Source organism: Nonomuraea bangladeshensis, from assembly GCF_039529455.1.
GTDB lineage: Bacteria > Actinomycetota > Actinomycetes > Streptosporangiales > Streptosporangiaceae > Nonomuraea > Nonomuraea bangladeshensis.
This window is the reverse complement of sequence record NZ_BAAAMV010000017.1, coordinates 114,530-139,872: the sequence shown is the minus strand read 5'-3', so window position 1 is coordinate 139,872 and position 25,343 is coordinate 114,530. Positions and strand designations below refer to the sequence as shown.

Sequence of the window (25,343 nt, the reverse complement as noted above, 5' to 3'; positions counted from 1 at the left end):
AGGACGTCATGAGAATCGCCTGCATCGTCAACCAGTTCCCGCCCAACGTGACCGCGGGACTCGGCCGGTACGTCGAGCTGATCACCCCGCACCTGGCCCGCGACCACGACCTGACCGTCCACACGCCGAACGACGGCGCCCTGCCCGTGGACGAGCGGGTGGACGGGGTCGCCGTGCACCGCCCGCGCGTCCGCCTGCCCGGCGGCGGCAGGCGGCTGAACCGCACCAGGCGGGCGGAGTTCCTGCTGCTCGCGGCGCGCGTGGTGGCCAGCAACTGGCGCTACGTGCGGCGGCTGCGCCGCGGCCCCCGGCCCGACCTGGTCGCCGTGCACGACTCCACGAACTTCCTGGCCGGCCTGCTCTGCCACTACCTGCTGCGGCTGCCGGTCGTCTTCCACGTCCACACCACCGAGTACGGCGTCGCGCCGCAGCGCAGCATCGCCGACCCGCTCAACCTGTTCGCCGCGCTGGAGCGGTGGCTGGCGCGCGTCTCGCGGCGGGTGGTGGTGGCCACGCCCGAGGTGCGCGAGCAGCTGCTCGCCGCCGGGTGGCGGCGGACGCCCATCGACGTGGTGCCGCTCGGCGGCACGTACGAGGCGGCGCTGGCCGGCCCCGCCTTCGACCGGGAGGCGCTGCGGGAGGAGGCGGCCGAGCTGCGCCGGTCGCTGGGGCTCGCCGAGCGGGACCGGGTGCTGCTGTTCGTCGGCAGGATCGAACGGCAGAAGGGCGTCTACCAGCTCCTGGAGGCGATGCGGGAGGTGGTGAAGGCGGTGCCGGGGGTGCGGCTGGTGATCGCCGGCGAGGGCGACGAGACGGGCGTGCGGCGCATCGTGGCGGCGACCGGGCTGCGCGGGAAGGTGGTGTGCTCCGGGCGGTTCGTACCGGCTCGGGAGCTGATGGCGTACTACGAGCTGGCCGAGGTGTGCGTGTTCCCGTCGCTGTTCGAGCCGTTCGGGCTGGTGGCGACCGAGGCGATGGCGCTCGGGCGGGCCGTGGTGCTCGGCGACGGCTTCTCGCGGATCTTCATCGGGCCGGACCCGGCGCGGCCGGCGGTCCGGTTCGTCCGGGCGAGCGAGCCCGCCGACATCGCGCGCGGCGTCGTCGAGGTCATGTCGGACGCGGCGCTGCGGCGGGCGCTGGCCGGACGCGGGGAGCGGCTGGTCAGGGAGGGGCTGAGCTGGGAACGCGCCGCCGCCGAGACGCTCGCCGTCTACGACGCGGCGCTCAAGCCCTGAAGACCCGCCATCAGGCTCTGGCCGGGCGGAGCACGCGCAGGGAGCCCACCGCCAGCCCGGCCACGAGCACCACGTGCACGGCCAGGTGCACGGCCATGAAGTAGGCGGTGAACCCCGCCCCCCGCTCCCGGTGCACGAACCGCAGCAATCCCGGATCCGCCACCACGAACCACCCCACCAGCGCCACCGGCACGGCCAGCAGCGCCGGTGACAGCAGCGCCAGCGGCAGGCAGGCCAGGGCGAGCGCGCAGGCGAGGATCCCGGCCCGGCTGTTGGCGTTCTCCGGCTTGGCCGCGCCGCGCCGGGCGGTGGCCAGCGCCAGCGGGATCAGCGGCAGCGCCCGCCGCCACTGCTCGCCGAGTACCGGCAGCAGCCGGTGCCCCTCGTCGTGCCGGCCCACCACGGCGTCGGACAGCACGATCCTGGTGCGGACCGCGAGGCGGCTGCTGTACTCGACGTCCTCGCAGTCGCGCAGGCTCTCGTCCAGCGCGCCGGCCGCCGCCAGGACCTCGCGCCGCACCGCGGCCAGCGCGAACACCACGCTGTTGACCTCGCCCACGTGCCTGCTGCGCCAGTGCACCTGGTGCAGCAGGCGGTACCACTCGACGGGGCCGTCGTCGATGAGCGGCTCGGTGTCGTACACGCCGTGCACGCAGCCCACGCCCGGATCCGACTCCAGGATCGCCAGGGCGCCCGCCACGGCGTCGGGGCGCAGCGCCACGTCGCTGTCCAGGAAGAAGATCACGTCGCCGGTGGTGCTCGCGACGCCGGCGTTCCTGGCCGCGGACACGCCGCGGTTGTCCGGCAGGCGTACGACCCGGCAGCCCAGCTCCTCGGCCAGGGCGGGGGAGCCGTCGGAGCTGGCGTCGTCCACCACCACGATCTCGTCGGGCACGCGGGTCTGCGCCAGCACCGACTCCAGGCACAGGCGCAGGGTCCGCGCGGCGTTGTAGCAGGGCACGATCAGGGAAACTCTCGTCACGGGGGACCCCTCGGCAACGGCTCGTCCTGACGGCCGGCTGCGACGCCCCGGCCACCCCTCCATGATCCCGCATCGCGCCCGTCACGGGGGCCGTAGAGGTCGTCTGTCTTGAAATTAGAGCATTTCTCCAGAAAAATGCTCTGGCATGACCTCTCTCGCGGTGGTGACCGGCGGCAATCGCGGCATCGGGTACGCGGTGTGCGCCCGCCTGGCGGCCGACGGCTACAAGGTGCTGCTGGTCGCCCGCGATCCCGTACGGGGCCGGCGGGCCGCCGCGGCGCTCGCGGGCGACGTCGAGTGCGTGCCCGGCGACCTCACCACCGTGGCGTCCGTCCGGAGGCTGGCCGAGGACCTGCGTACGCGGTGCCCGCGCGTCGAGGTGCTCGTGCACAACGCCGGGCTCTGGCCGAGCCGCCGCGTCCTGACCGGCGACGGGCTGGAGGAGTCGTTCGCGGTCAACCACCTGGCGCCGTTCCTGCTCAACCACCTGCTGGAGGACCGGCTCGAACGGGTGGTGCAGGTCAGCGCGGGAATCTACGTCAAGGGCCGGGCCGAGCCCGGCCGCACGTCCGTCGGCGCGGACTTCTCCTCCCTGCGCACCTACGCCGACACCAAGCTGTGCAACCTGCTGACCGTGCCGCTGTTCGCCGAACGCTGGCGCGACCGGGGGATCACCATCGACGCCGTGCACCCCGGCGTGATCCGCACCGGGCTGGGCGACCGCGGCGGCCCGCTCGGCTGGCTGCTCAAGGCCGCCAAACGCAAGTGGGCCACGCCCGAGGAGGGCGCCGCCCCGGTCGCCGCCCTCGCCCGCGACACCGGCACCGGCCGCTACTTCGACCAGACCAGGGAGGTCCCGCTGGAGGGACCGGCCGCCGATCGCGACCTCGCCCGGCGCATCTGGGACGAGGCCGAGGAGCTGACGGAGGCCCGGTGACCCCGCACAGGCGCAGCGCCGAGACGATCACGAAGCTCCTCGACACGGCCCTGGAGCTGCCTCCCGGCGACTTCACCCTGAGGGCCGTGACCGAGCGCAGCGGCGTCAGCATGGGCAGCCTGTACCACCACTTCGGCAGCCTGGAGGGGCTGGCGGCCGCGCTGTACAGCCGGTGCATGGCCGAGCTGCTCGACGCGCTGATCGCCGCCGTGGAGAGCGCCGCGGACGCCCGTGACGGCGTGTGCCGGGCGGTGCGGGCGTACCTGGACTTCACCGGTAGCCATCCGGACAAGGCGCGCTTCATCCACGCGGGGCCGTACGCGATCGACCTCGGGCCGCACGCCGAGCGCATCGCGGCCGGCAAGGCGGAGCGGCTGGCGCGGCTGAACGACTGGATCGGCCGCCACATGGCGGCGGGAACGGTCGCGCCGCTGCCGGCGGCGCAGGTGGAGATGCTGCTCATCGGGCCGGTCGCCGAGGTGACCAGGCGATGGCTGGCCGGGGCGCCGGGCATCGACCTGGCCGAGGCGGCACGCATCCTGCCCGACCGCATCTGGCGCTCCCTGAGCCCCTGACCGCCCGGCTCAACGGCGGGGGCCGCCGGGTGGATCGCGGTCAGGGGCGGACGGCGCCGGCGAGGCGGCCTCGCCAGTAGGCGTCGAGGTCGACCACCTTGACGACGTCGCCGGTCTGCGGGGCGTGCACCATCTTGCCGTTGCCCGCGTACATCCCCATGTGGCCGAGGCCCTTGCTGAACAGCAGGTCGCCGGGCTGGAGGGCGGTCAGGGGGACGCGGCGGGAGGCGCCCCAGCTCCACTGCGTGTACGTCGTACGCGGCAGCGTGACCCCGGCCGCCCGCCACGCGGCCTGGACGAGGCCCGAGCAGTCGTAGGAGCCCGGCCCCGTGCCGCCGTACCGGTAGGGCTTGCCGACCTGGGCGAAGGCGAAGCGGAGCGCCGCGCGGGCGCTGCCGGAGGCCGGGCCCGTGTACGGGATGCCGCGGCTCGCCGGGTCGCCGGTGCGGAAGGTGCCCAGCCGGCGCAGCAGCTTGGTCTGCTCATCGACCATCTCGTCCACCTTGTCGCGCCGGCCGCGTACCTGGTCGCGGGCCTCCTCCGCCTCCGCCAGGACGGTTCTGGCCTGGGCGTGCCGTCGGCGCAGGTCCGCGTCGGCGGCCTCGTACGCGCGCAGCTTCGCCGCCCGCGCCCGCGCGATCTCGTCGAGCGAGGCCACGCCGCCGAGCAGCGCCTCCGGGCTGCCCTGCCCCACCAGCCTGGCCCAGCCGTCCGCGGAGCCGATCTGGTAGTCGCTGACCACGGCCGCCATGAGGTCGCGGCGCAGGGCGGCGGCAGCGGCGTCCTTGCGGCCGATCTCGGCGTCGAGCGCCGCGTACTTCGCGCGGGCCTTGCGGTAGGTCTCGTTCGCCTGGTTGTACTGCTCGACGAGCTGGTCCGCCTGCTCGTTGAGCTTCACCAGCTTCGCCCTGGCCTGGGCGGGGGTCGGCTCGGCGAGCGCGGCGCCGGGGTGGACGGCCGCCCCGGCGACGGCCAGCGCCGCCGCGACCGCCGCCGCGCGCGCGAGCCTTGTTGGCACGGCCACTCAGCCTCCTCGTGGTCTCCCTGTCCGGTGGGCGGCCCATAGGGAGGTACGCCCGCGGCGGCGGGCGCGTTCAACGAGGAGCCGGAGGAGTCAGTGGTGGTAGCGGTGGACGACCGCGTGCCCCTTGCCGCGCCCGATCAGCCACTTGTTCACGGGTGTGGTCAGCACGAAGGCGGTCACCAGCGAGCCCGCCAGCGCCGCCCAGAACAGGCCGCTGTCCAGGCCCGCGTCCATAGCGCCCGGCACGAGCAGCATGACCGCGTTGTCGAGGACCTCCATCACCGCGATGGAGACGGTGTCGGCGGCCAGCGCGACCTTCAGCGCGGTGCGAAGGTCGACGCCGGCCCGCAGCACGCCGCGCATGGTGAGCGCGTAGCCGAAGAGGAAGGCGAGCGCCACGGACAGCACGACCGTGGCCAGGCCGGACAGGCCGCGCCAGGTGCCGATGACCATGCCGAGCACCTCGCCGATGGCGCAGCCGGTCAGGCAGTGCAGGGTCGCCTGCGCCGCCGCGGCCCAGGTGGCAGCGGGAGGTTCGGGGGCCGGGTGATGATGATCGCCGTGTTCCATGACCCTCCTTGAGGGGGTGGCGTCAGGAATTATAGGGGGAGGGGGTATATGGGTGTCTTCGGCGGGGGTCGCGGGCGGCGGTCAGGCGGCCGTCCTGGCCGCCGAAGCCGCCGAGGCCGCCGAGGCCGCCGAGGCCAGCGTGCGCCACCCGGCGGTGACCGCCCCCGCGAGCAGCGTCACCCCCGACAGCACGCCGCTGACGAACGGCACCCACGCGATCGCCGCCGTCCCGGTCATGACCAGGCCCGCGACCCCGAGCGCGGCCAGCAGCGCCCCCGGCACGGCGATGTCCCAGGTCCGCCAGATCGGCGCCAGCGCCACGAAGTGCACGCCCACCACCACGGCGATCCACGCCACGTTGGCCTGTACGGGACGTTCCCACGCGGCGAGCACCCGCAGCCCGCCGAACAGCAGCAGCGCCTCTGCCGCCACCACCGCCAGATAGCCGCGGCCGAACATCGGCCCCCCGCTGCCGCCCTCGCCGGTCCGCTGCCCGCGCGCGGCGCTGAACCACATCGCGGCGACCGCGACGGCGGCCAGGCAGGCCGCCACTCTCAGGAACGTCGCCACCACGCCGTTCAGCGGCTCGTGCGCGTTCACGACGACGAAAACGGCGCCGAAGACGGCGCCGATGAGCAATCCAGTCATCCGTTGCATGCCGCCCATTGAACGGCCCCGCCCGCCCCGCCCACACGGGGGACAGGGCGAAGAGAAGGTAGGGCCACCCCTATTGAACGGCGCCCCGGAGATAGGCGAGCACCGCCAGCACCCGCCGGTTGTCGTCGGCGCCCGCCGGGATCTCCAGCTTGGCGAACAGGCTGGCCACGTGCTTGCCGACGGCCGCCTCGGTGATCGACAGCGTCCGCGCGACCGCGCCGTTGGAGCGTCCTTCGGCGATCAGCGCCAGCACCTCGCGTTCGCGCGCGGTCAGCCGGTGCGCCGGCTCGGTGACCTCCCGCCCCTTGGCCCAGGTCAGCTCGAACAGGTCGACGAGCGCGGCGATGAGGCTCTGCTGCCGGATCACCAGCGCGCCGGGGGCCTCCGCGACGGGGGTGAGCCGGACGAACGCCACCGCCCGGTCGAAGATCAGCACCTGCTGGATCGGCTCGTCCACCACCCGGTGCAGGTCGCCGGCCGCGTGGAGCTGCCGGATCCGGGCCGCCTTGAGCGGGTCGTCGAGCACGCTCGCGTGCACGATCGTCCGCATCGACACGCCGCCCTCCAGGACGTCGAGCACGTCGCGCCGGCTGCGCTGCTCCTGCCGGCCCGTGTCCTTCGAGCCCACCGGGTGCATGGCGCGCAGCGCGCGGGCGGCGCGGGCGGCCTGGAGGATCCGGGCCCGTACGACGGCGTCGTCGTCCACCCGCTCGACGTCCACGGGGAGGCCGCGCAGCTCGCCCACGACCTCCTCCAGGCGGCGGGTCAGCCGCTCCAGCGAGACGCCGTCGTTCATGCCGGCGGGTGGCGCCGGGCGGCGGCCGTGAGGCGGGTCAGCGCCTGGTGCAGGTCCTGCAGCTCGTCGAGGCCCATGCCGAGGCGGGAGACGATGGCGGGCGGGATCTTCTCCGCCTCCGCCCGCAGCGCCCTGCCCTCGGGCGTGAGGGTGACCGACAGGGCGCGCTCGTCCCTGCTGTTGCGCTCGCGGCGCACGTAGCCCAGGGCCTCCAGGCGCTTCAGCAGCGGCGACATCGTTCCCGGGTCGAGCTGGAGCAGCTCGCCGAGCTCCTTCACCGACAGCGGCTCGTGCTGCCAGAGCGCGAGCATCGCGAGATACTGCGGGTGGGTGAGGCCCATGGGCTGCAGCAGCGGCCGGTAGAGGCCGATCACACTGCGCGAGGCGATGCTGAGGGCGAAGCACACCTGCCGTTCCAGCGCCAGCGGGTCCGTGATCTCTGTCACGTCCTTCACGTCTGTCGCGTCCTCCATATGGGGACCTCCGCCGGCCTCTGGTAGCTTTCTTTGTGTACCAACTATTAGCCTGCCAAACGTGAGTACGCAAACCAACCGCCGGGAAGGACCGCCGTGTTTCACCGCAAGCCGCTTGAGGAGCGCATCGCCGAGCGCCAGGCCAAGCTGCCGCCGCTGAAGGAGGGCAAGCACTTCGAGCACGGCCCGGCCAAGTTCGTGTTCATCGCCCTCATCGTGTCCGTGGTGCTCATGCACTTCGTCGGCCTGGCGGTCGTCATGCACTTCTACTCGTGACGACACCCTCCGGTATCACCGGGGCCCCTCGCGCTCTCTGCAGGGGACATGGGGCTCCTTCTCCCGGGAGACCCGCGACAGCTCGGGGACTACTGGCTGGTCAGACGTCTCGGAGCGGGCGGGCAGGGGGTTGTCTACGAGGGGTACGACCGCGCCGGGCGCCGGGTCGCGATCAAGGCGCTCCGTGAGGAGTACCTCGACCAGGGGGACATGCGCTCCCGCTGCGCCAAGGAGGTCGTGGCGGCGCGGCGGGCGGCGTCGTTCTGCACGGCGCGCGTCCTGGAGGCCGACCTCGACGCGCGGCCGCCGTACATCGTCAGCGAGTACGTCGACGGCCCCGACCTGCGGCGGGCGGTCGAGACCGGCGGGCCGCTCGACGACGACTCGCTGCACCGGCTGGCGGTCGGCATGGCCACCGCGCTCACCGGCATCCACCGGGCGGGCATCGTGCACCGCGACCTCAAACCGGACAACGTGCTGCTCGGGCCCGACGGCCCGCGACTGATCGACTTCGGCATCGCCCACGCCGAAGGCATGACACTCACGAACGAGGGCCGCGCCGCCGCCGGTACTCCCGCGTACATGGCCCCGGAACGCCTGGCCGGCCAGCGCGGCGGGACCGGCGTGGACGTGTGGGCATGGGGAGCGGTGCTGCTGTACGCGGCCAGCGGGCGCTCGCCGTTCGCCGGCGACAGCGGCGGCGACGTGACCCTGGTGCGCTACCGGGTGCTGAACCACCGGCCGGACTTCTCCGTCGTGCCGCCGCCGGGGCTGCGGGAGCTGGTGGAGGCGGCGATGTCGCTGTACGCCGACGCCCGGCCGGACGCCGCGACGCTGCTGCTCCGCCTGGTCGGCGGCTGGGCCCCGAAACGGCTGCTCCCGGAGGCCCTGCTGACCCCGGACGGCCTCGCCAAGCCGGAGGTCCTCACCCACCCTGAACTCCTCGCCCGCCCCGGACCGCCCGGAAGCCGGGACGGCGACGCGAGCCTCCCGCAGGAGTTCACGCCCCAGCCCTCCGGACCACCCCCGCCCACCTCGCCCGATACGCGTGATCGGCGGGACGACACGGACCGGCTGCTCCGGCAGGGGAGCAGGGCCGCCGCCGGGCTGCTCCGCCCGGCGGCGGCCGTCGAGCCCTCGCCCGCCGAGCTGGCCGAGCGGGTCTACAGCGAGCTGGGCCCCGAGGACAGGGAGGTCGTGCCGCGCGTCCTGCTGCGCCTCGTCCTCCCGGGCGACGGGGCCGACGGGGCCGACGGGGCCGACGGCGCGCTGCGGAGCGCGTACGTGCACGAGCTGTCCGACCCTGCCACCGACCCGCGGGCGATGGCCCGCGTGCTGGACGGCTTCGCCGGCGAGGGCCTGCTGGTACGCCGCGACGACGCCGTGACCCTGGCCGCCGCCGGCCTGCTGCGCGCCTGGCCCCGGCTGCGCGGCTGGATCGAGGCCGAGCGGCCGGGCCTGGCGGTGCACGGCCCGCTCGGCGCGGCGGCCCGCCTGTGGGACGACCGCGGCCGCGAACCCGACGACCTGTACCGGGGTACGGCCCTGCGCGACGCCCTGGCCTGGGCCGAGAGCGGCGGCGGGCTGCTCCGGCCGAACTCGCTGGAGCACGCGTTCCTGGAGGAGTCGGCCGCCCGCACCCGCAACCGGGCGCGGCGGCGCAGGCGGACGGCGGGCGTCATGGCCGCGCTCGTGGCGCTGGTCCTCGCCGTCGCCGCCGTCGCCGTCGCCCAGGACCGGGCCGGCTCCAGACAGCGGGACGAGGCCGCCGCCCTCCGGATCGCCGCTCGGTCACCGACCACAGCACCGGCAACCTCTCCGGCAGGTTCACCGTCATCACGCCGCGCAGCAACGGACAGTGGCGGGCGTCCTTCGCCGCCTCCGGCGGTTACGGCTCCTCGCACGCGACCGAGGACTACCCCTGAGCCCCGGGCCGGGCGAACCCGGTAGGGTGTGGATCATGTCGTCCGGCCCTGAGGCGTCAAGACTCTAGCCACCGGTCATCCGGTGGCGCCCCGCAGCATGCCGTCGTGCCCGCGTCCGCTCTCCGCCGCCCGGGCCGTCAGTGGGCTGCGCCTTCCCCAGCCACCGGATCGCCGTCGTACGGACCGGAACCCCGTGCCCATCTGCCGGGGTCGTTCTTCGACGTGGCTGTGGAGTCGCAACTCATGCCTTTGGCCCTTTATGTCCTCGCGCTGGCCGTGTTCGCGCAGGGGACCTCGGAATTCATGTTGTCCGGCCTCGTCCCGGACCTCGCCCGCGACCTCGGCGTCTCCGTCTCCGCCGCTGGGGCGCTGACGTCGGCCTTCGCCGCCGGGATGATCGTCGGGGCGCCGCTGATGGCGGTCGCCGGCCTGCGCTGGCCGCGCCGGCGGGCGCTGACGGCGTTCCTGGTCGTGTTCGTGCTCGTGCACGTCGTCGGCGCGGTCACCGACGACTTCGGCGTGCTGCTGGTGACCCGGGTCCTGGCCGCGGTCGCCAACGCCGGGTTCCTCGCGGTGGGGCTGGCGGCGGCCGTCGCCATGGTGCCGCCGGACGCCAAGGGGCGGGCCACGTCGGTCCTGCTCGGCGGCGTCACGCTGGCCTGCGTCGCGGGGGTGCCCGGAGGGGCGGTGCTCGGACAGACGTTCGGCTGGCGCGCGGCCTTCTGGGCGGTGGCCCTCGCCTGCCTCCCGGCCCTGTACGCCGTCCTCCGCAGGATCCCCGCGACCTCGGAAGAGGGCGCGCCGCGGAGTGTCAGGGGGGAGGCGCGGGTGTTGAGAGAGGCGCGCGTGGTCGTGGTGCTCGTCCTGGCCGCGCTCGTGAACGCCGCCACCTTCTGCGTCTTCACCTACCTCGCCCCGCTCGTGACGGAGGTCGCCGGGCTGGCGGCGGGATGGGTGCCGGCGGTGCTGGCGCTGTTCGGGCTCGGCTCGTTCGCGGGGGTGAGCGTCGCGGGCCGGCTGTCGGACACGCGCCCGGCGCCGCTACTCGCCGGGGGCGGGATCGCGCTGCTCGCCGGGTGGGCGCTGCTCGCCGGCACGGCCGGCAGCCCGGTCGCCGCCGTCCTGCTCGCCTTCGTCCAGGGGGCGCTCGCGTTCGCCGTCGGCTCGGCCCTCATCGCGCGGGCGTTGTACGCGGCGTCCGGCGCGCCGTCGCTCGGCGGCTCGTTCGCCACGGCCGCGCTCAACGTGGGAGCCGCCGTGGGGCCCGCGCTGGGCGGCCTGGCCCTCGCCGCCGGCCTCGGCCACCGTTCGCCCGCGTGGGCCGCCGTCGTCCTGGTGACGACCGCCCTGCTCATCGGAATCCTGGCCCGCCGGACCCTCTTCACGAGCGCCGACGACCAGTCATCCGACCTCCGGGCCTAGCAGAAGGCCCCTCGCCCGCACGGCGGGGTGCCGCTTATCATCGCTCTCATGCTTCCCGCCGGTTTACCGCCCGCCGATACACCCGATGACTTGACCCTCTGGTACGACGAGCCCGCCACCGACTGGGAGACCCAGGCCCTGCCCATCGGCAACGGCCCCCTGGGCGCGATGGTCTTCGGCGGCGTGGCCGGTGAGCGGCTCCAGTTCAACGAGAAGACCCTCTGGACCGGCGGCCCCGGCTCCCCCGGCTACGACTTCGGCAACTGGACCAGCCCCCGCCCCGGCGTGATCGCCGAGGTCAGGCGGCAGATCGACCGCGACGGCAGCATGGCGCCCGAGGCGGTGGCCGCCGTGCTGGGCCGGGCCAGGTCCGGCTACGGCGCGTACCAGACCTTCGGGGACCTGTTCCTCGATCTCACCGGCGCGCCCGCGACGCCGGAGGGCTACCGGCGCGAGCTGAGCCTGCGCGAGGCCGTCGCCCGCGTGGGCTACAGCGCGGGCGGCGTCCGCCACTCGCGCGAGTACTTCGCCGGCAACCCCGGCGGCGTCATCGTCGGCCGCCTGTCCGCCGACCGGCCAGGCACGGTCTCCTTCACGCTGCGCCACACCTCCCCGCACGAGGACGAGACGGTCACCGCCGCCGGCGGCCGGCTCACCGTCCGGGGCCGGCTGAGCGACAACGGGATGGTCTTCGAGGCGCAGGTGCAGGTGATCGCGCAGGGCGGCACCCGTACGGACGCGGGGGACCGGATCACCGTCACCGGCGCCGACAGCGCCGTGCTCGTGCTGTCGGCCGGCACCGACTACGCCGACACCTACCCGGCCTACCGCGGCGAGGACCCGCACGCCAGGGTCACCGCCGCCGTGGACGCCGCCGCGGCCACGCCCTACGACGAGCTCAGGCGGGCGCACGTCGCCGACCACCGCGAGCTGTTCGACCGGGTGGCGCTCGACCTCGGCGGCGCCGCCCCGGCCGGGGTCCCCACGGACCGGCTGCGCGCGAGCTACACCGGCGGCGCCTCGGCCGCCGACCGCGCGCTGGAGTCGCTGTTCTTCGCCTACGGCCGCTACCTGCTCATCGCCTCCTCCCGGGAGAACGACCTGCTCCCGGCCAACCTCCAGGGCGTCTGGAACACCTCCACCGCCCCGCCCTGGTCGGCCGACTACCACGTCAACATCAACCTCCAGATGAACTACTGGCTCGCCGAGCAGACCAACCTGCACGAGACCGCGAAGCCGTACATCCGCTACGTCGCGGCCCTGGTCGAGCCGGGCCGCAGGACCGCGAGGGACATGTACGGCGCCCGCGGCTGGGTCGTAAACGACGAGACCACCCCGTTCGGCTTCACCGGCGTGCACGACTGGCCCACCGCCTTCTGGTTCCCCGAGGCCGCCGCCTGGCTCACCCAGCACCTCTACGACACCTACCGCTTCACCGGCGACGAGACGTACCTGCGCGAGACCGCGTACCCGGTGCTCAAGGGCGCGGCGGAGTTCTGGCTGGACTTCCTGCACACCGACCCGCGCGACGGCACGCTCGTCGTCAGCCCCAGCTACTCGCCCGAGCACGGCGACTTCTCGGCGGGCGCGGCGATGTCGCAGCAGATCGTCAGGGAGGTGCTGGCCAACGCCGTGGCCGCGGCGCGGACGCTCGGCGTGGACGCCGATCTCCAGGCCGAGGCGGTCGCGGCGCTGGCCCGGCTGGACCACGGCCTGCGCGTCGGCTCGTGGGGCCAGCTCCAGGAGTGGAAGAGCGACCGGGACGCGCGGGACGACACCCACCGGCACGTCTCCCACCTGTACGCCCTCCACCCCGGCGACCGGATCCGGCCCGGCACGCCGGAGGCGGAGGCGGCCAAGGTGTCGCTGGCCGCGCGCGGCGACGGCGGCACCGGCTGGTCCAAGGCCTGGAAGATCAACTTCTGGGCGCGGCTGCTGGACGGCGACCACGCCCACAGGATGCTCGCCGAGCAGCTCAAGGGCAGCACCCTGGACAACCTGTGGGACACCCACCCGCCGTTCCAGATCGACGGCAACTTCGGGGCCGCCTCCGGCATCGCGGAGCTGCTGGTGCAGAGCCATCACGACGTGGTCCACGTGCTGCCCGCCCTGCCCTCGGCCTGGAAGGACGGCTCGGTACGCGGCCTGCGCGCCCGCGGCGACGTCACCGTGGACGCCGTCTGGCGGAACGGCGCCGCCGGCTCCGTGACCGTACGCAAGGGGAGGACCGGCCCGATCACGGTCCGCTCCTCCTTCATCGCCGGCGGCTGCCGCGTCCACGACGAGCGGGGCCACGAGGCCGGCGTGCGCCGCGACGGCGACACGCTGACCTGGACCGCCCGCGCCGGCACGGCCTACACGATCACGTCGTCCAGGAACGCGCCGACGATCTCGTCGTAGACGCCGGGGCGTTCCAGGTGGGGATAGTGCGCGGCGCCCTCGACCGTGGCCTCCCGGCCGTCGGGGACCTCGGCGGCCAGGCGCGGCCTGGTGGTGTTCGTCCCCAACCCGCCTCCTCGACGACGTGGACGTGGACTGAGTGGCGCGGGGTTTCCCCTCGCGCTGCCGGGAAAGAGGAAGTGCTCGCTGAGAACGACAGCCCAGCGCGACAAGGGAGGCACATATGAGCACCGAGGACAAGATCTCGAACAAGGCCCAGGAGCTCAAGGGCCGGGCCAAGGAGAACCTGGGGGACGCCACCGGCGACGAGGAGCTGCGCGCCGAGGGCCGTGCCGACCAGACCGAGGGCGGCCTCAAGCAGGCGGGCGAGAAGGTCAAGGACGCGGGCAAGAAGGTCAAGGACGCGTTCAAGAAGTAGTGACGCCCGTCGGGGCGGGCCCGCTGTGACGGGCCCGCCCCGTCCGCTGCCCGGGGGGCATAGGCGAGCGCGCCCGGATGGGCGATAGTGCCCGTAGCGGGGTACGGCGACGCGTGCTGGCGGTGGGCGATGGAAGGCGGCAACGACTCGGGTGCGATCCGCATCGGCCGTACGGTCAGGCGGCCCGTACGCGCGTGGACGGCCTCCGTCCACGAGCTGCTGCGGCACCTGGAGACCAAGGAATTCGAGGGCGCGCCGCGCGTGCTCGGCGTCGACGCCGACGGCAGGGAGATCCTCACCTACCTGGAGGGCGACACGATCGGCGGGCGCCGCGTCTGGCCGGAGTGGACGCGGGCCGAGGACACCCTGCGCCAGGTGGCCCGCTGGCTGCGCGCCTACCACGAGGCCGTGGCCGACTTCGCGCCGTCGCCGGACGCGCGCTGGCGCACCGGCGGACGCTGGGCGCCCGGCCTGATCATCGCGCACAACGACGCGAGCCCGTTCAACGCCGCCTGGCATGACGGCCGGCTGGCCGGCTTCTTCGACTGGGACTTCGCCGGTCCCGTCACCCGCGACTCCGACGTGGCCTGGGTCGCGCTGGCCTGGGTGCCGTTGCACGCCCGGCGCGTCGCCGCCGCCGAGGGCTTCGCCGACTTCGCCGCGCGGCCCGCCCGGCTGCGGCTGTTCCTGAACGCGTACGGATGGGCGGGCGACCCGGCGGCGGTCATCGCCGACATCCGCGGCCGCCTGGCCGAGCGGGCCGCGCGCATCCGCCGCCTCGGCGCGGCCGGCGAGCCGCTGCACGCCCGGCTGCTGCGCCAGGGCGTCGCCGACGACCTCGACCAGGCCGTCGCCGAGCTGGAGGGGTTCCCGCTCAGCGGGGGACGACAGGAAGAGTGAGGTAGGAGTCGGGGAACACCCGCTGGCGCTGCACCACCAGGTCGGCGTCCCCGGCCTCGGCCGCGGGCCGCCCGGTGCCCGGGTTGCGGTCGAAGCGCGGGAAGTTCGAGCTGGAGATCTCCACCCGGATCCGGTGCCCGGCCTTGAAGACCTGGCTGGTCGCCACCAGATCGATCAGGTACGTCCCCGACGAGGTCGAGGTGCGCGTGATGCCGTCGATGACGCTCATCGCCCGCCCGTCCGGGTACACGTCCACCAGCTTCGCCGTCCAGTCGGTGGACGCCGCCGAGGTCGCGGCGCGCAGGGTCACCGTCACCGGACCGGTCACCTCGACGTCGGCCGCCAGCTCCTCGCTCGTGTAGCAGAGCACGTCGGGCCGGCGCTCCACGTCCCGCTGGTCCTGCGGGCCGACGTTGGTGGGGTCGGCCAGCAGCAGCGGCCCGCCGGTCGTCGGCACCGGGTCGCGCGGGTCGAAGACGAACGTGCGCGGCTCGCCCGACGCGGGGGGAGCGGGCGACAGCAGGCCGTCGGGGTGCAGGTGGTAGCGGGTCTCCACGGCGCGGGCCAGGGGCCAGGACTCCTCCTCCCGCCACACGTCGTCGCCCATGACGAAGATCTGCACGGCCGGGCCGGTGTCCTCGCCCTTGAGGAAGGCGAGCTGGCGCTGTTCGAGCCGGATGGTCCCGGCCTGCGCCCCGAACCCGAAGTCCAGCCGCCCGGCGCCCGACGCGCCCGGCGCGAGGTGCGTCCACGGCCCGATGACCAGCGGCCCGCCGAGGCGGCGGTGGTTCTCCAGCGTCCCGGCCAGGAACAGGTCGAACCAGCCCGCCACGTGCATGACCGGCACCTCGATCCGGTCGTGCCGCAGGGTCTCGGCCAGCTCCTCCCAGTACGCGTCCCGCTCCGGATGCCCCGTCCAGTCCCGCCACCACGGGATGCCCGGGATGTCGCGCACCGGCAGCGTACGCGCCGCCGCCCCCAGGTCGCCCAGCACCGGCAGCAGCGCGCCGAACGCCGGGCCCGCGTCCTCGCCCGCCTCCCCGCCTGCCTCCATGGCATGGAGCAGCCCGAGCATCGCCTGCAGCGCCCCCCAGTTCAGCGCCGAGCCGAGCGCGAACGCGCCGCCGTGGTACTTCAGCCCGTCGTGGAAGTCGTGCGGCGTCATCTGCGCGACGACCGCCTTCAGCCCCGGCGGCCGGGTGGCGGCGGCCTGGAGCGCGCAGCCCGCCAGGTAGGACATCCCGCTCATCACCACCTCGCCGTTCGACCACGGCTGCCCGGTGATCCAGGCGATCGTGTCGTGGCCGTCGGCGCCCTCGTCCCGCCACGGCCGGAACTCGCCGTCGCTGCTGCCGCGCCCCCGGCAGTGCTGCAGCACCACCGCGAAGCCCGCCTGGAGCGCCGGGATCACCGGCGCCGACCGGAACGTCTGCTCCCCGTACGGCGTGCGCACCAGCAGCGCCGGGAACGGCCCGCCCTCGGCGGGACGGTGGACGGAGCCGCGCAGGACGGTCCCGTCGCGCATCGGCATGGGCGCGTCGTGCTCGACGGCGACGGACAGCGGGGGGCGGTCGAGCTTCGGCATGGCGGCTCCCGGGAGGACGGTCAGGTGAGGACGTAGGCGTCGTAACGGACGGCGGACGCCGCGCGGGCCGCGGAGGCCACGGCCAGCGTCCTGTTGAGCCAGTGATACCGCTCGTCGCCCGTCTCGAAGCGGCAGAACAGCCTGAAGTAGTAGTCCGCGGGATCGACGTCCTCGCCGCGCGCCAGCCGGTCGAGCACCTCGGGCGGGCCGTGCCGGACGCCGCTGGTGGTGATGTAGAGGTGCGCGCCGTCGTGGGTGCGCAGCGTGTACCGGGTGTCGATGCTGATGGTGCCGTCGGCGTGCACGACCTGCCAGTCCGCGCCGCCGGGCAGCACCCGCCCGGACAGACGGGGCCCGTCGAACGAGCCGCCCGCGATGGCGACCACCCGGCGGTTGCCCCAGTGCGTCGCGCCCAGGTCGAGCATCGGGTCGAGCTCCACGTGGAAGCGGGCGAGCGGTTCGAGGTTCACCGGGTCACGCTCCAGGAGGGGCGCTCGTCGAGAGCGCGCGGGTCGAAGCCGGCGGTGCGCTTGTAGGAGGCGGCGATCTCGGCCAGCTCGGCGTGCGGGATGACCCGCTCGACGTCGTCGAAGCCGCCGGGCGCGCGCTCGTGGGCGAGCTTCATGACGATCTCGGGGCCCATCCGCCGGTTGGACAGTTGCAGGGCGGTGGTGGCGGGGCGGCGCTCCGCCTCGTACCCGGCGAGGTCGCCCCTGGCCAGGCAGTACGCCAGCACGCGGGCGTCGATGATCGCCTGCGAGGCGCCGTTGGAGCCGATCGGGTACATCGCGTGCGCCGCGTCGCCGAGCAGCGTGACCCTGCCGGAGGTCCAGCGGGGGAGGGGGTCACGGTCCACCATCGGGTACTCGTAGGCCGCCTCGGCCCCGGCGATGATGCCCGGGACGTCCAGCCAGTCGAAGCGCCAGTCCGCGAAGTGCCGGCCGATCTCGGCGAGGTTGGCGGGACGGTTCCAGTTGCCGCGCTCGGGCGGCTCGCCGTCGAGGGGGCGTTCGGCGATCCAGTTGACGAGCGTGCGCCCGCCGGTCTCGATGGGGTAGGCGACGAACTTGGCGGTGCCGTCCCCGGCCATGATCATGGATCGGCCGGTGCGGAACGGCTCGCCGTACGTCATGCCGCGCCACAGGACCAGGCCGTTCCACGGCGGCGGGCCCTCGTCCGGGTAGAGGTGGGCGCGCACGGCCGAGTTGATCCCGTCGGCGCCGACGAGCAGGTCCTCCTCGCCGGGGCCGGTGATCCGGCTGCCGGTGCGTACGGCGTCCGGGCCCAGGCGTTCGACGACCGCCTCCAGCAGCAGCCGCTGCAGCCGGCCGCGGTGCACCGAGTACTGCGGCCAGGAGTAGCCGGCCGCGACGCCCCGGGGCTCGGACCAGATGAGGGTCCCGTACCGGTTGAAGTAGGCCAGCTCCGCGGTGGCGACGCCGATCGCGGCTAGACGGTCGGCGAGGCCCAGCTCGGTCAGCTCGCGCACGGCGTGGGGGAGCAGGTTGATGCCGACGCCCAGGGGCCGGATCTCGCGGGCGGCCTCGTGCACCGTCACGTCCGTGAACCCGGCCGCGTGCAGGCTGAGCGCGGCGGCGAGCCCGCCGATGCCGGCTCCGGCGATGACGATGCGCACAGGCCCTCCTCGTGGATTGTTATGGCCGAAACAATATGTCGGAGTGGTCCGCGCCTGCGCAAGACTTGACCGGTGAGCGACACAGGGGCCGGAGACCTCGGCAGGCAGGCCACGGACGCGCCACCGGACATGCGCGCCACGGACGCGCCCCCGGATCCGCGCGGCGCGGATGCGCCGGATCTGCACGCCGCGGACGCGCCGGATCTGCACGCCGCTGACGCGCCGCCCGATCTGCGCTACGCCGCCTACGCGCGCGAGCGCCTGGCCGGGATGCCGCCGCCCGCCGACGCCGAGGCGTTCGCGCTGGCCTACCACCTGCTCCAGCTCGCCTACCTGCTGGTCACCGACCTGGAGACGCGCATCCACCGCCCGCGCGGCTGGACGCTGCCCGGCTTCCGGCTGATGTTCAAGCTCTGGCTGCTCGGCCCCACGCAGCCGGTCCGGCTGGCGGAGATCTCCGCGATGTCCCGCTCGGCGGTCACCAACGCCGTCAACACCCTCGTACGCGCCGGCCTGACCGAACGCCGCCCCGTGCCGGGCGACGCCCGCGCGGTCGTCGTCGCGCTGACCCCGGCGGGCGAGACGGCGGTGCGGGAGGCGTTCGCCGAGCAGACCGGCAGGGAACGCGAGTGGTTCGCGACGCTCGGGCCCGCCGAGCGCGAGCAACTGACCGGGCTGCTCGTCCGCATCCTGCGGGCCAGACCGCCCCTCACCACGGAAGGACCCGGACGATGAGCGCGGCGGACGCCCTGGTGGCCGAGGGCCCCTTCTTCGACGAGCTGGAGCCGGGACAGGTCTTCGACGGCGCCCCTGGGCTCACGCTCACCGCCGGCCACGCCGCCGCCCACCAGGCGATCTGCGGCGACCGGCTGCGGCTGCCGCTCGACGCCCACCTGTGCCGCGAGGTCACCGGCGGGCCGCCCCTGGCGCATCCCGCGCTCGTGTGGGACGTCGCGATCGGCCAGTCCACGCTGGTCACCCACCACGTCAAGGCCAACCTGTTCTACCGTGGGCTGGTCTTCCGCCGCTTCCCGGTGCTCGGCGACACGCTGCGCACCCGTACGGAGGTCGTCGCGCTGCGCCAGAACCGGCCCCGCCCCGGCCGCCGCCCGACGGGCCTCGCGGCGCTGCGGATCACCACCGAGGACCAGGACGGCCGCCCCGTGCTCGACTTCTGGCGCTGCGCCATGCTGCCGCTGCGCGACCAGAAGGCGGACACCGGTCACGACGCCGACCTCGACCGGATCGGCGACCCGATCGAGGACGACGGCGGCCTCGCGGCGGCGGTGGCCGGCTGGCGGCTCGACCGGTACGCCGCCCTGGTGCCCGGCCCGCACCTCGACGGCCTGCGCGCGGGCGAGCGGCGGCGGGTCAGCGGCGGCGACGTGGTGTCGGCCGCCCCCGAGCTGGCCCGCCTCACCCTCAACATCGCCCAGGCGCACCACGACGGCCGCGGCGGCCCGCGGCTGGTCTACGGCGGGCACACGATCGGGCTCGCGCTCTCCCAGGCCGTCCGCGCGCTGCCCAACCTGGTCACCGTGGCCGGCTGGCACGGCTGCGACCACCTCGGGCCGGTCCACGAGGGCGACACGCTGACCAGCGAGGTGATCGTCGAGCGGTGCGAGCCGCTGCCCGGCGGCGGCGGCCTCGCGCACCTGCGCTCGCTCGTCGCCGCGACAGGGCCGGACGGCGCGCCCCGTGACGTGCTGGACTGGCGGTTCGCCGCCGTGCTCGCCTGAGCGCGGGGCTTGGGGCTCCCTCCCGGCGGGAAGGGGTGCGGCATGGACGTGCTGAGCAGCCGGATGCTGCTGCGCCCCCGGGACCCCGCGCGCAGCCGCCGCTTCTACGCCGAGACCCTGGGCCTGGCCGTCTACCGCGAGTTCGGCCCGCCCGAGCACCCCGGCACGGTGTTCTTCCTCGGACAGGGCTTCCTGGAGCTGTCCGGCCGGTCGGACGAGGGTGAGATCGGCGGCGTGTCGCTGTGGCTCCAGGTGCGCGACGTGGCCGCCGAGGAGGCCCGCCTGCGTCAGGCCGGCGTGGAGGTGCTGCGCGAGGCCCGCCGCGAGCCGTGGGGGCTGGTCGAGCTGTGGATCGCCGACCCCGACGGCCACCGTCTCGTCCTGGTGGAGGTGCCGCCCGACCACCCGCTGCGCCGCGACCAACGCTGAACGACGGCCCCGTCAGCGCAGCGCGTACCGGATGGGCAGGCTCTTCAGCCCGCCCACGAACGTCGTCGCCAGCCAGGCCGGCTCGCCGTCCAGCCCGACCTCCGCCAGCCGGGGGACGAGCTCGGCGAACAGCGCCTGGATCTCCATCCGCGCCAGCCCCGCCCCCAGGCAGTAGTGCACCCCTGCCCCGAACGCCAGGTGCCGGTTCGGCGTCCGGCCCACGTCGAAGCGGAACGGGCCGTCGAACACCTCCTCGTCCCTGTTCGCCGACGGGTACGACAGCAGCACCGACTCACCGGCCCTGATCGGCGTCCCCCGCACGACCGTGTCGGCCGCCGCCGTCCGCATGAACGCCTTCACCGGGCTCACCCAGCGGATCATCTCCTCGGCGGCCGGGGCCAGCAGCCCGGGGTCCTCCCGCAGCCGCCGCAGCTCGCCCGGATGCCGGACGAGCGCCTCCAGCCCGCCCGCGATGGTGGAGGTGGTCGTGTCGTGCCCGGCCGTGGCGATGATGACGTAGTACGAGGCCGCGTCGGCGTCGCTCAGCGGCCGGCCGTCCACCCGGGCGTTGGCGATGGCCGAGGCCAGGTCGCCGGTCGGACGGGCGCGGCGGGCCGCGGTCAGCTCGCGGAAGTAGCCGAGCAGGTCCGCCAGCACCGACGTGTGGGCCGCCGCCCCCTCGCCGCGCCGCCGGCTGTCGTCGTCCTGGCCGAACAGGTCCTGCGTCAGCCGCAGCATCAGCGGGAAGTCCGACTCCGGCAGCCCGAGCAGCGACAGGATGACGCGCAGCGGGTAGTGCGCGGCGACCTCCCGTACGAAGTCGCACCGGCCGCCGTGCTCGGCCAGCAGGTCCACGTACCGTCTGGCCAGCTCCCGCACCGGCGCCCGGAGCTCGCGCATCGCCTTCGGGCTGAACCAGTCCGCGCCGATCGCGCGCAGCGCCCGGTGCTCGGGGTCGTCGGTGTGGACGAGCGTCTTCAGCCCGTCGCCGCGCGCCCGCTGCGCCTCCAGGACGGCGTCCACCTCCGCGCGGCGCAGCACCGGCCGCGGCGCGCTCAGCCACAGCGCGTTGTCCCGCTCGATCTCCAGCACGTCGGCGTGCCGCGTCACGGCCCAGAAGGGCCGGTAGCCGTCGGCCTCCACCCGCCGCACGGGCGACTCGCGGCGCAGCAGCGCCAGGGCTTCGTGCAGGCGTGCCTCGTCGGTGTACGCGGCCGGCGTGGCGAGGCAGCGCCCCGCCTCCTCCGCGGACGTCAGGGTCGTGGCCACGGGTCAGCCTCCCGGCGGCAGGCGGGTGCAGGGGCGTAGAAGGGCATTCCCCTCCCGCTCCGCCCCCATGCGGCCGGGGTCAGGGGCCGGTGGCGGCGGGGCGGAGCAGCAGGACGGCGCAGTCGTCGATGCGCTGCTCCTGCGCCTCCGGCTCGATGAGCGAGTCCGCCAGGGCCGGCAGCGGCCCGTCCTCGGTGGGGTTGAAGCGTTCGGCCAGGTGGCGGATGGCGTCGCCGAGGTCCAGGCCCGGCTGCTCGATGAGGCCGTCGGTGTAGAGGACCAGCACGCTGCCGGGCGGCAGGTCGACGTCGAGGACGGCGTACTCGGCCTCCGGGTCGATGCCCAGCAGCAGGCCCGGGGTGCTGTCGACGACCCGCGTGGGCGCGCCGGGCCGGCCGAGCAGCGGCGGCAGGTGACCGGCGCTCGCCAGGCAGGCGGTGTGCCGCTCCAGGTCGACGCTCACGTACAGGCAGCTCGTGAAGCGGTCGGGGGCGAGTTCGATGAGCAGCCGGTTGGTGTGCGCCAGCACCTCGCCGGGGGAGGCGCCGGCGGTGGCGTGCGCGCGGACGGCGGTGCGCACCTGCCCCATGAGGGCGGCGGCGGTCACGTCGTGGCCCTGGACGTCGCCGATGACGGCCGCGGCCTGGGTGTCGCTGAGCCGGATCAGGTCGTAGAAGTCGCCGCCGATGTCCATGCCGGGGGTGGCGGGGACGTACCGGGCGGCGAGGTCGAGCCCGGGGATCTCCGGCAGCGTACGCGGCAGCAGGCTCGACTGCAGGCACTGGGCGAGCTGGTGCTTGACGTCGTAGAGCCGGGCCCGTTCGAACGCCTGCGCGATCAGCCCCGCCAGCGCGGTCAGCGTGGCCCGCTCGTCGGAGTCGAAGCGGTGCGGCCGGTCGTAGGCGAGGACGCAGGTGCCGATGGGCCGCCCCGAGGTCACCAGCGGCAGGAACGCCCACGCTTTCATGTCGTCGGAGGCGACGGCGTCCGGGTACGTCCCCCGCAGCTCGTCCCAGCTCTCGAAGAAGGCCGGCCGGGCGGCGTCGTACGGCCGCCGCCCGGGCGCCGGCGGGATCGCCGGCCGGCCGTCGAACTCGGCGACGGCCTGCCGGGTGTAGCCGCGCGAGGCGGCCACCCGCATCCGCCCGCCCTTGGAGGTGAGGATGGCCAGCGCCTGCACGTCGTAGACGGGCATGACGTGATCGGCGACCAGGTCGACCACCTCCTGCGCGGTGACGGCCCGCGCGAGCGTCGTCGCGAGGTGCAGCATCTCGTGCAGGGCGATGATGCGGGTCGGCTGCCCGATCTCGTGCGGCGGCGGCCGCTCCGCGGGGTCGTGGTCCTGCCCGCCGGGCGTGATGCGCAGGGTGACGCCGGTCAGGCCGGGGAAGAGCCGGAAGGTGACCAGCCGCCCCGACGGGTGGCGGGCGGTGAACGCGGTGACCCGGCCGCTGACCACGGCCGACCGGTAGAGGTCCTCGTAGAGCGGGTCGTCGAGCCAGGGCAGCGCCTCGCCGAGGCGTTCGCCCTGGAGCTCGGAGGTGTAGACGGACAGCATCTCGGCGGCCGGCGCGGTGATGAGCGAGATGCGGCCCTCGACGTCGATCGAGCAGTAGCCCTCCGGCAGCCGGTTGAACGCCTGGAGCGCGATGAGCTGGGAGGCGGTGTCGGCGGCGCGGGCGGGACGCGGGTTGAGTGTGCGCGGGCGCGGCCCCGGCGTGATCGGCTCGCCCCGGTCGGCCTCCCGCTGGAGCAGGCGGGCGAGGGCGGCGGAGCTCGCGTCGAGCACGTCGCGCTGCTCCCGTGACAGCGTGTGCGAGTATCCCGCGGGCCAGACCAGCAGCAGCGCGCCCCAGACGCGCCCGCCGCCGCGGATGGGGGAGACGGCGGCCGCGAAGTGGTAGGGCAGCGAGAGCGCCGCCGAGGGGAACTGCCGCGCGAGGTCCTCCCGCCCGGAGACCCAGACCAGGCGGTCCTCGCGTACGGCCCTGGAGACCAGTATGGGATCGCCGACCCGCAGCCTGGCCCAGGACATGGCGATCGGCTCGGGCATGCCGAGCTGGACGTCCATCAGCAGCACCCGGCCGTCGTCGGCCAGGAGGTAGACGGTGCCGATGTGCGCCCCCGCGCCGGTGATGGCCTGGATCAGCAGGTCGTCCAGGCCGGCCCGGCCCGGCCGGGGCGCGGCGTGCTCCCGCACCGGCTCAGCCGTCCGCTTCTCCACTCACGCATGGTGAGCAGCAAAGCAGCGTAAAACCCCCCACATGGGCAGGATACCCCGCAAACAGGTAGCGAACTGCTCACCTTCCGCTCAACATCCCCCATCCGCTTGCCCGATCCGCCGCCACCCGGACACGATGGGCCGGTGATCCTTCCGGTTCCCGCGACCCCGCTGCACCCGCTGCCCCGCCTGGCCCGCCGCCTCGGCCTCGGCCCCGACGACCTGTGGGTCAAACGGGACGACCTGACCGGCCTGGCGGGCGGCGGCAACAAGGCGCGCAAGCTCGCCGCCATCGTCGCCGACGCGGCGGCCAAGGGCTGCGACCACCTGGTCACCGGCGGGGGAGCGCAGAGCAACCACGCCAGGATGACGGCCGCCGCCGCCAACCTCGCCGGAATGGGCTGCGACCTGCTGCTCACGCCCGGCGACGACAGCGGCAACCTGCTGCTCGACCGCGTGCTCGGCGCCGGCATCCACTGGCTGGACGGCGGGCCGCTGCCGTACGCCGAGACCGAGGCCGCCATCGAGGAGCACGCCAGGGCCCTGGCGGCGCGGGGCCGGCGGCCGTACGCCATCCCGATCGGCGGCTCCTCACCGCTCGGCGCCGCCGCGTACGCGGACGTGGGCCGCGAGCTCGCCGAACGCCTGGACCCCGGCCTGGTCGTGGTCGCCGCGGGCTCGGGCGGCACGCAGGCCGGGCTGGCGGCCGGGCTCGGCGACCACGGCAAGGTGCTCGGCGTGGACGTCGGCGCCCGGCCCGGCCTCGCGGACGCCGTCCAGGAGCTGGCGGCCGAGGCCGCCGCCCTCGCCGGGCTGCCCGCGCCGCGGGGCCGCTGCCGCCTGGACACCGAGCAGGCAGGCGAGGCGTACGGCGAGCCGACCGACGCCGGCCTGGACGCGCTGCGGGCGGCCGCACGGACGGAGGCCCTCCTGCTCGACCCGGTCTACACGGCCAAGGCCATGGCGGGCCTGTTCGCCGCCGCACGCGAGGCGCCCAGGGGCACACGGGTGGTGTTCGTGCACACCGGCGGGCTGCCCGGCCTGCTCGCCTCCCGTTACGCCGGCTGGCTCACCAGCGGGACGCCAGGCGACGCCGCAGCCGGACCGGCGGCAGCGGCGGAGCCTTGCTGAGCTGCCGCCTGCCGATCACCTGGAACAGCGCCCGCCGGTCGGTCATGCCGCCCTTGCCGCTCGGCTCCCTGCCGAACAGCGCGAGCAGCGCCGTCCGCACGCCGGAGCGCGCGCTCCAGTCCACGAAGGCCCGGCACTCGGCCGGGTCCTCGCCGTAGAACTCGTCGAACAGCAGCAGGGCGCCGTCGGCGAGCAGCGGCGTCAGCCAGTCCAGCGCGCACGCCGTGGCCGATTCGAGGTCGGCGTCCAGGTGCGCCAGGCTGACCAGGCCCACCTCGGCGGCGAGCGCGGGCGTCAGCGACTCGGCGAAGAACCCCTTGACGACCCGCACCCCGTTCAGCCGCGGCACCGGCGTCGCGAACGTACCGGCCGGCAGGTTCTCGTAGCCCTCCGGCAGCCCCTCGAACGAGTCGCAGGCGTAGATGCGCTTGCGCCGCTGCCGGCGCTCCCACAGCCGGGCCCGCCACAGCTCGTCCCTGATGACCCGGGTGGAGTAGCCCTTCCAGACGCCGAACTCGACGATGTGGCCGGGCACCGGCCGCGAGAGCTGCACCGACAGCTCCAGGACCTGCGCCCGGGACGGATAGGTGACCTTGTTCCTGAGCCCGTCCCACTCGCCGGGAGCGCCGGTTAACCAGCTGCCGTCGAGCATGGTGCGTTCTGACATGCGTAACCCCTTCGCAGTCGCTCGCGCTGAGGCGAGGCAATCAGTAAGGGTGGGGTGCGGACCACGCCTGAATACG

26 protein-coding genes are annotated in these 25,343 nt (G+C 74.6%); 13 read left to right on the top strand and 13 right to left on the bottom strand.

The annotated features are described in order from the left end of the window. The first annotated feature begins 8 nt into the window (after positions 1–8). Positions 9–1,235, top strand: coding sequence for a glycosyltransferase family 4 protein (locus tag ABD292_RS43710; protein WP_344218356.1), 1,227 nt, complete (start codon positions 9–11; stop codon positions 1,233–1,235). 10 nt (positions 1,236–1,245) lie between these two features. Here ABD292_RS43710 and ABD292_RS43705 read toward each other — a convergent pair whose 3' ends face one another. Then, a complete protein-coding gene (locus tag ABD292_RS43705) occupies positions 1,246–2,217 on the bottom strand; it encodes a glycosyltransferase family 2 protein (RefSeq protein WP_344218354.1) in 972 nt (323 codons plus the stop codon). Positions 2,218–2,362: 145 nt separating this feature from the next. On the opposite strand from ABD292_RS43705, the gene ABD292_RS43700 reads away from it, so the two are divergent. Beyond that, entirely contained in the window at positions 2,363–3,154 is a 792-nt protein-coding gene (locus ABD292_RS43700) for an SDR family NAD(P)-dependent oxidoreductase (RefSeq protein WP_344218352.1), read from the top strand. Then, on the top strand, positions 3,151–3,729 hold the full coding sequence (locus tag ABD292_RS43695) for a TetR/AcrR family transcriptional regulator (RefSeq protein WP_344218350.1): 579 nt from the start codon (positions 3,151–3,153) through the stop codon (positions 3,727–3,729). Before ABD292_RS43700 ends, ABD292_RS43695 begins: the two co-directional genes overlap by 4 nt. A 40-nt stretch (positions 3,730–3,769) precedes the next feature. Here the strand turns inward: ABD292_RS43695 and ABD292_RS43690 are convergent, their stop codons facing one another. The 5 genes from ABD292_RS43690 to ABD292_RS43670 all read right to left on the bottom strand — a co-directional run bounded on the left by ABD292_RS43690 (position 3,770) and on the right by ABD292_RS43670 (position 7,222). Next, complete coding sequence (locus tag ABD292_RS43690) at positions 3,770–4,753, bottom strand: C40 family peptidase (protein WP_344218348.1); 984 nt, start codon at positions 4,751–4,753, stop codon at positions 3,770–3,772. Positions 4,754–4,843: 90 nt separating this feature from the next. Further along, positions 4,844–5,323 (bottom strand): DUF4396 domain-containing protein, encoded by a 480-nt coding sequence (locus ABD292_RS43685; protein ID WP_344218346.1) that lies wholly within the window; start codon positions 5,321–5,323, stop codon positions 4,844–4,846. An 81-nt stretch (positions 5,324–5,404) separates the two neighbouring features. Then, positions 5,405–5,971 carry a hypothetical protein gene (locus ABD292_RS43680; RefSeq protein WP_344218344.1) on the bottom strand — a complete coding sequence of 189 codons (567 nt, stop codon included), beginning with the start codon at positions 5,969–5,971 and terminating at the stop codon, positions 5,405–5,407. Between the two features lie 79 nt (positions 5,972–6,050). Further along, the gene (locus ABD292_RS43675; RefSeq protein WP_344218342.1) at positions 6,051–6,776 is read right to left on the bottom strand and encodes a helix-turn-helix transcriptional regulator; all 726 of its coding nucleotides are present in this window, start codon (positions 6,774–6,776) and stop codon (positions 6,051–6,053) included. After that, positions 6,773–7,222 (bottom strand): MarR family winged helix-turn-helix transcriptional regulator, encoded by a 450-nt coding sequence (locus ABD292_RS43670; RefSeq protein WP_344218340.1) that lies wholly within the window; start codon positions 7,220–7,222, stop codon positions 6,773–6,775. The genes ABD292_RS43675 and ABD292_RS43670 overlap by 4 nt, the downstream gene beginning before the upstream one ends. Positions 7,223–7,345: 123 nt before the next feature. Between ABD292_RS43670 and ABD292_RS43665 the strand changes: the two genes are divergently transcribed. The 4 genes from ABD292_RS43665 to ABD292_RS43650 all read left to right on the top strand — a co-directional run bounded on the left by ABD292_RS43665 (position 7,346) and on the right by ABD292_RS43650 (position 13,272). Further along, positions 7,346–7,525 (top strand): hypothetical protein, encoded by a 180-nt coding sequence (locus ABD292_RS43665; RefSeq protein ID WP_344218338.1) that lies wholly within the window; start codon positions 7,346–7,348, stop codon positions 7,523–7,525. A gap of 48 nt (positions 7,526–7,573) precedes the next feature. Beyond that, on the top strand, positions 7,574–9,475 hold the full coding sequence (locus ABD292_RS43660; protein WP_344218336.1) for a serine/threonine-protein kinase: 1,902 nt from the start codon (positions 7,574–7,576) through the stop codon (positions 9,473–9,475). A gap of 218 nt (positions 9,476–9,693) precedes the next feature. Continuing rightward, entirely contained in the window at positions 9,694–10,872 is a 1,179-nt protein-coding gene (locus ABD292_RS43655; protein WP_344218334.1) for a Cmx/CmrA family chloramphenicol efflux MFS transporter, read from the top strand. A gap of 90 nt (positions 10,873–10,962) precedes the next feature. Beyond that, positions 10,963–13,272 (top strand): glycoside hydrolase family 95 protein, encoded by a 2,310-nt coding sequence (locus ABD292_RS43650; protein ID WP_344218332.1) that lies wholly within the window; start codon positions 10,963–10,965, stop codon positions 13,270–13,272. On the opposite strand, the gene ABD292_RS43645 is transcribed toward ABD292_RS43650, so the two are convergent. Continuing rightward, positions 13,227–13,379, bottom strand: a complete 153-nt coding sequence (locus ABD292_RS43645) for an alpha/beta fold hydrolase (RefSeq protein ID WP_344218330.1) — start codon at positions 13,377–13,379, stop codon at positions 13,227–13,229. The genes ABD292_RS43650 and ABD292_RS43645 overlap by 46 nt on opposite strands. Positions 13,380–13,495: 116 nt before the next feature. Between ABD292_RS43645 and ABD292_RS43640 the strand changes: the two genes are divergently transcribed. Both ABD292_RS43640 and ABD292_RS43635 read left to right on the top strand, forming a co-directional pair. Beyond that, positions 13,496–13,690, top strand: a complete 195-nt coding sequence (locus ABD292_RS43640; protein WP_344218328.1) for a CsbD family protein — start codon at positions 13,496–13,498, stop codon at positions 13,688–13,690. 87 nt (positions 13,691–13,777) lie between these two features. Beyond that, the gene (locus tag ABD292_RS43635; RefSeq protein ID WP_344218326.1) at positions 13,778–14,590 is read left to right on the top strand and encodes a phosphotransferase; all 813 of its coding nucleotides are present in this window, start codon (positions 13,778–13,780) and stop codon (positions 14,588–14,590) included. Here ABD292_RS43635 and ABD292_RS43630 read toward each other — a convergent pair. The 3 genes from ABD292_RS43630 to ABD292_RS43620 are packed head-to-tail and all read right to left on the bottom strand — an operon-like array spanning position 14,565 to position 17,811. Beyond that, positions 14,565–16,175 carry a CocE/NonD family hydrolase gene (locus ABD292_RS43630; RefSeq protein ID WP_344218324.1) on the bottom strand — a complete coding sequence of 537 codons (1,611 nt, stop codon included), beginning with the start codon at positions 16,173–16,175 and terminating at the stop codon, positions 14,565–14,567. The two genes, ABD292_RS43635 and ABD292_RS43630, sit on opposite strands and share 26 nt — an antisense overlap. A 20-nt stretch (positions 16,176–16,195) precedes the next feature. Continuing rightward, the gene (locus ABD292_RS43625) at positions 16,196–16,645 is read right to left on the bottom strand and encodes a DUF3237 domain-containing protein (protein ID WP_344218322.1); all 450 of its coding nucleotides are present in this window, start codon (positions 16,643–16,645) and stop codon (positions 16,196–16,198) included. Then, positions 16,642–17,811 (bottom strand): flavin-dependent oxidoreductase, encoded by a 1,170-nt coding sequence (locus ABD292_RS43620; RefSeq protein WP_344218320.1) that lies wholly within the window; start codon positions 17,809–17,811, stop codon positions 16,642–16,644. The genes ABD292_RS43625 and ABD292_RS43620 overlap by 4 nt, the downstream gene beginning before the upstream one ends. Before the next feature lie 72 nt (positions 17,812–17,883). Between ABD292_RS43620 and ABD292_RS43615 the strand changes: the two genes are divergently transcribed. Genes ABD292_RS43615 through ABD292_RS43605 form a run of 3 tightly spaced genes read left to right on the top strand, consistent with a single transcriptional unit; the run spans position 17,884 to position 19,979 of the window. Next, on the top strand, positions 17,884–18,546 hold the full coding sequence (locus tag ABD292_RS43615) for a MarR family winged helix-turn-helix transcriptional regulator (protein WP_344218318.1): 663 nt from the start codon (positions 17,884–17,886) through the stop codon (positions 18,544–18,546). After that, positions 18,543–19,550, top strand: coding sequence for a MaoC family dehydratase (locus ABD292_RS43610; RefSeq protein ID WP_344218316.1), 1,008 nt, complete (start codon positions 18,543–18,545; stop codon positions 19,548–19,550). The genes ABD292_RS43615 and ABD292_RS43610 overlap by 4 nt, the downstream gene beginning before the upstream one ends. 42 nt (positions 19,551–19,592) lie before the next feature. Further along, a complete protein-coding gene (locus tag ABD292_RS43605; RefSeq protein WP_344218314.1) occupies positions 19,593–19,979 on the top strand; it encodes a VOC family protein in 387 nt (128 codons plus the stop codon). A gap of 12 nt (positions 19,980–19,991) precedes the next feature. On the opposite strand, the gene ABD292_RS43600 is transcribed toward ABD292_RS43605, so the two are convergent. Beyond that, a complete protein-coding gene (locus tag ABD292_RS43600) occupies positions 19,992–21,248 on the bottom strand; it encodes a cytochrome P450 (RefSeq protein ID WP_344218312.1) in 1,257 nt (418 codons plus the stop codon). Between the two features lie 79 nt (positions 21,249–21,327). Further along, entirely contained in the window at positions 21,328–23,472 is a 2,145-nt protein-coding gene (locus ABD292_RS43595; protein WP_344218310.1) for a GAF domain-containing SpoIIE family protein phosphatase, read from the bottom strand. Positions 23,473–23,613: 141 nt separating this feature from the next. Here ABD292_RS43595 and ABD292_RS43590 point away from each other — a divergent pair, with 141 nt between their 5' ends. Further along, positions 23,614–24,600 carry a 1-aminocyclopropane-1-carboxylate deaminase/D-cysteine desulfhydrase gene (locus ABD292_RS43590; RefSeq protein ID WP_344218308.1) on the top strand — a complete coding sequence of 329 codons (987 nt, stop codon included), beginning with the start codon at positions 23,614–23,616 and terminating at the stop codon, positions 24,598–24,600. Here the strand turns inward: ABD292_RS43590 and ABD292_RS43585 are convergent. After that, positions 24,539–25,267, bottom strand: coding sequence for a TylF/MycF/NovP-related O-methyltransferase (locus tag ABD292_RS43585; protein WP_344218306.1), 729 nt, complete (start codon positions 25,265–25,267; stop codon positions 24,539–24,541). The genes ABD292_RS43590 and ABD292_RS43585 overlap by 62 nt on opposite strands. Positions 25,268–25,343: the final 76 nt, after the last annotated feature.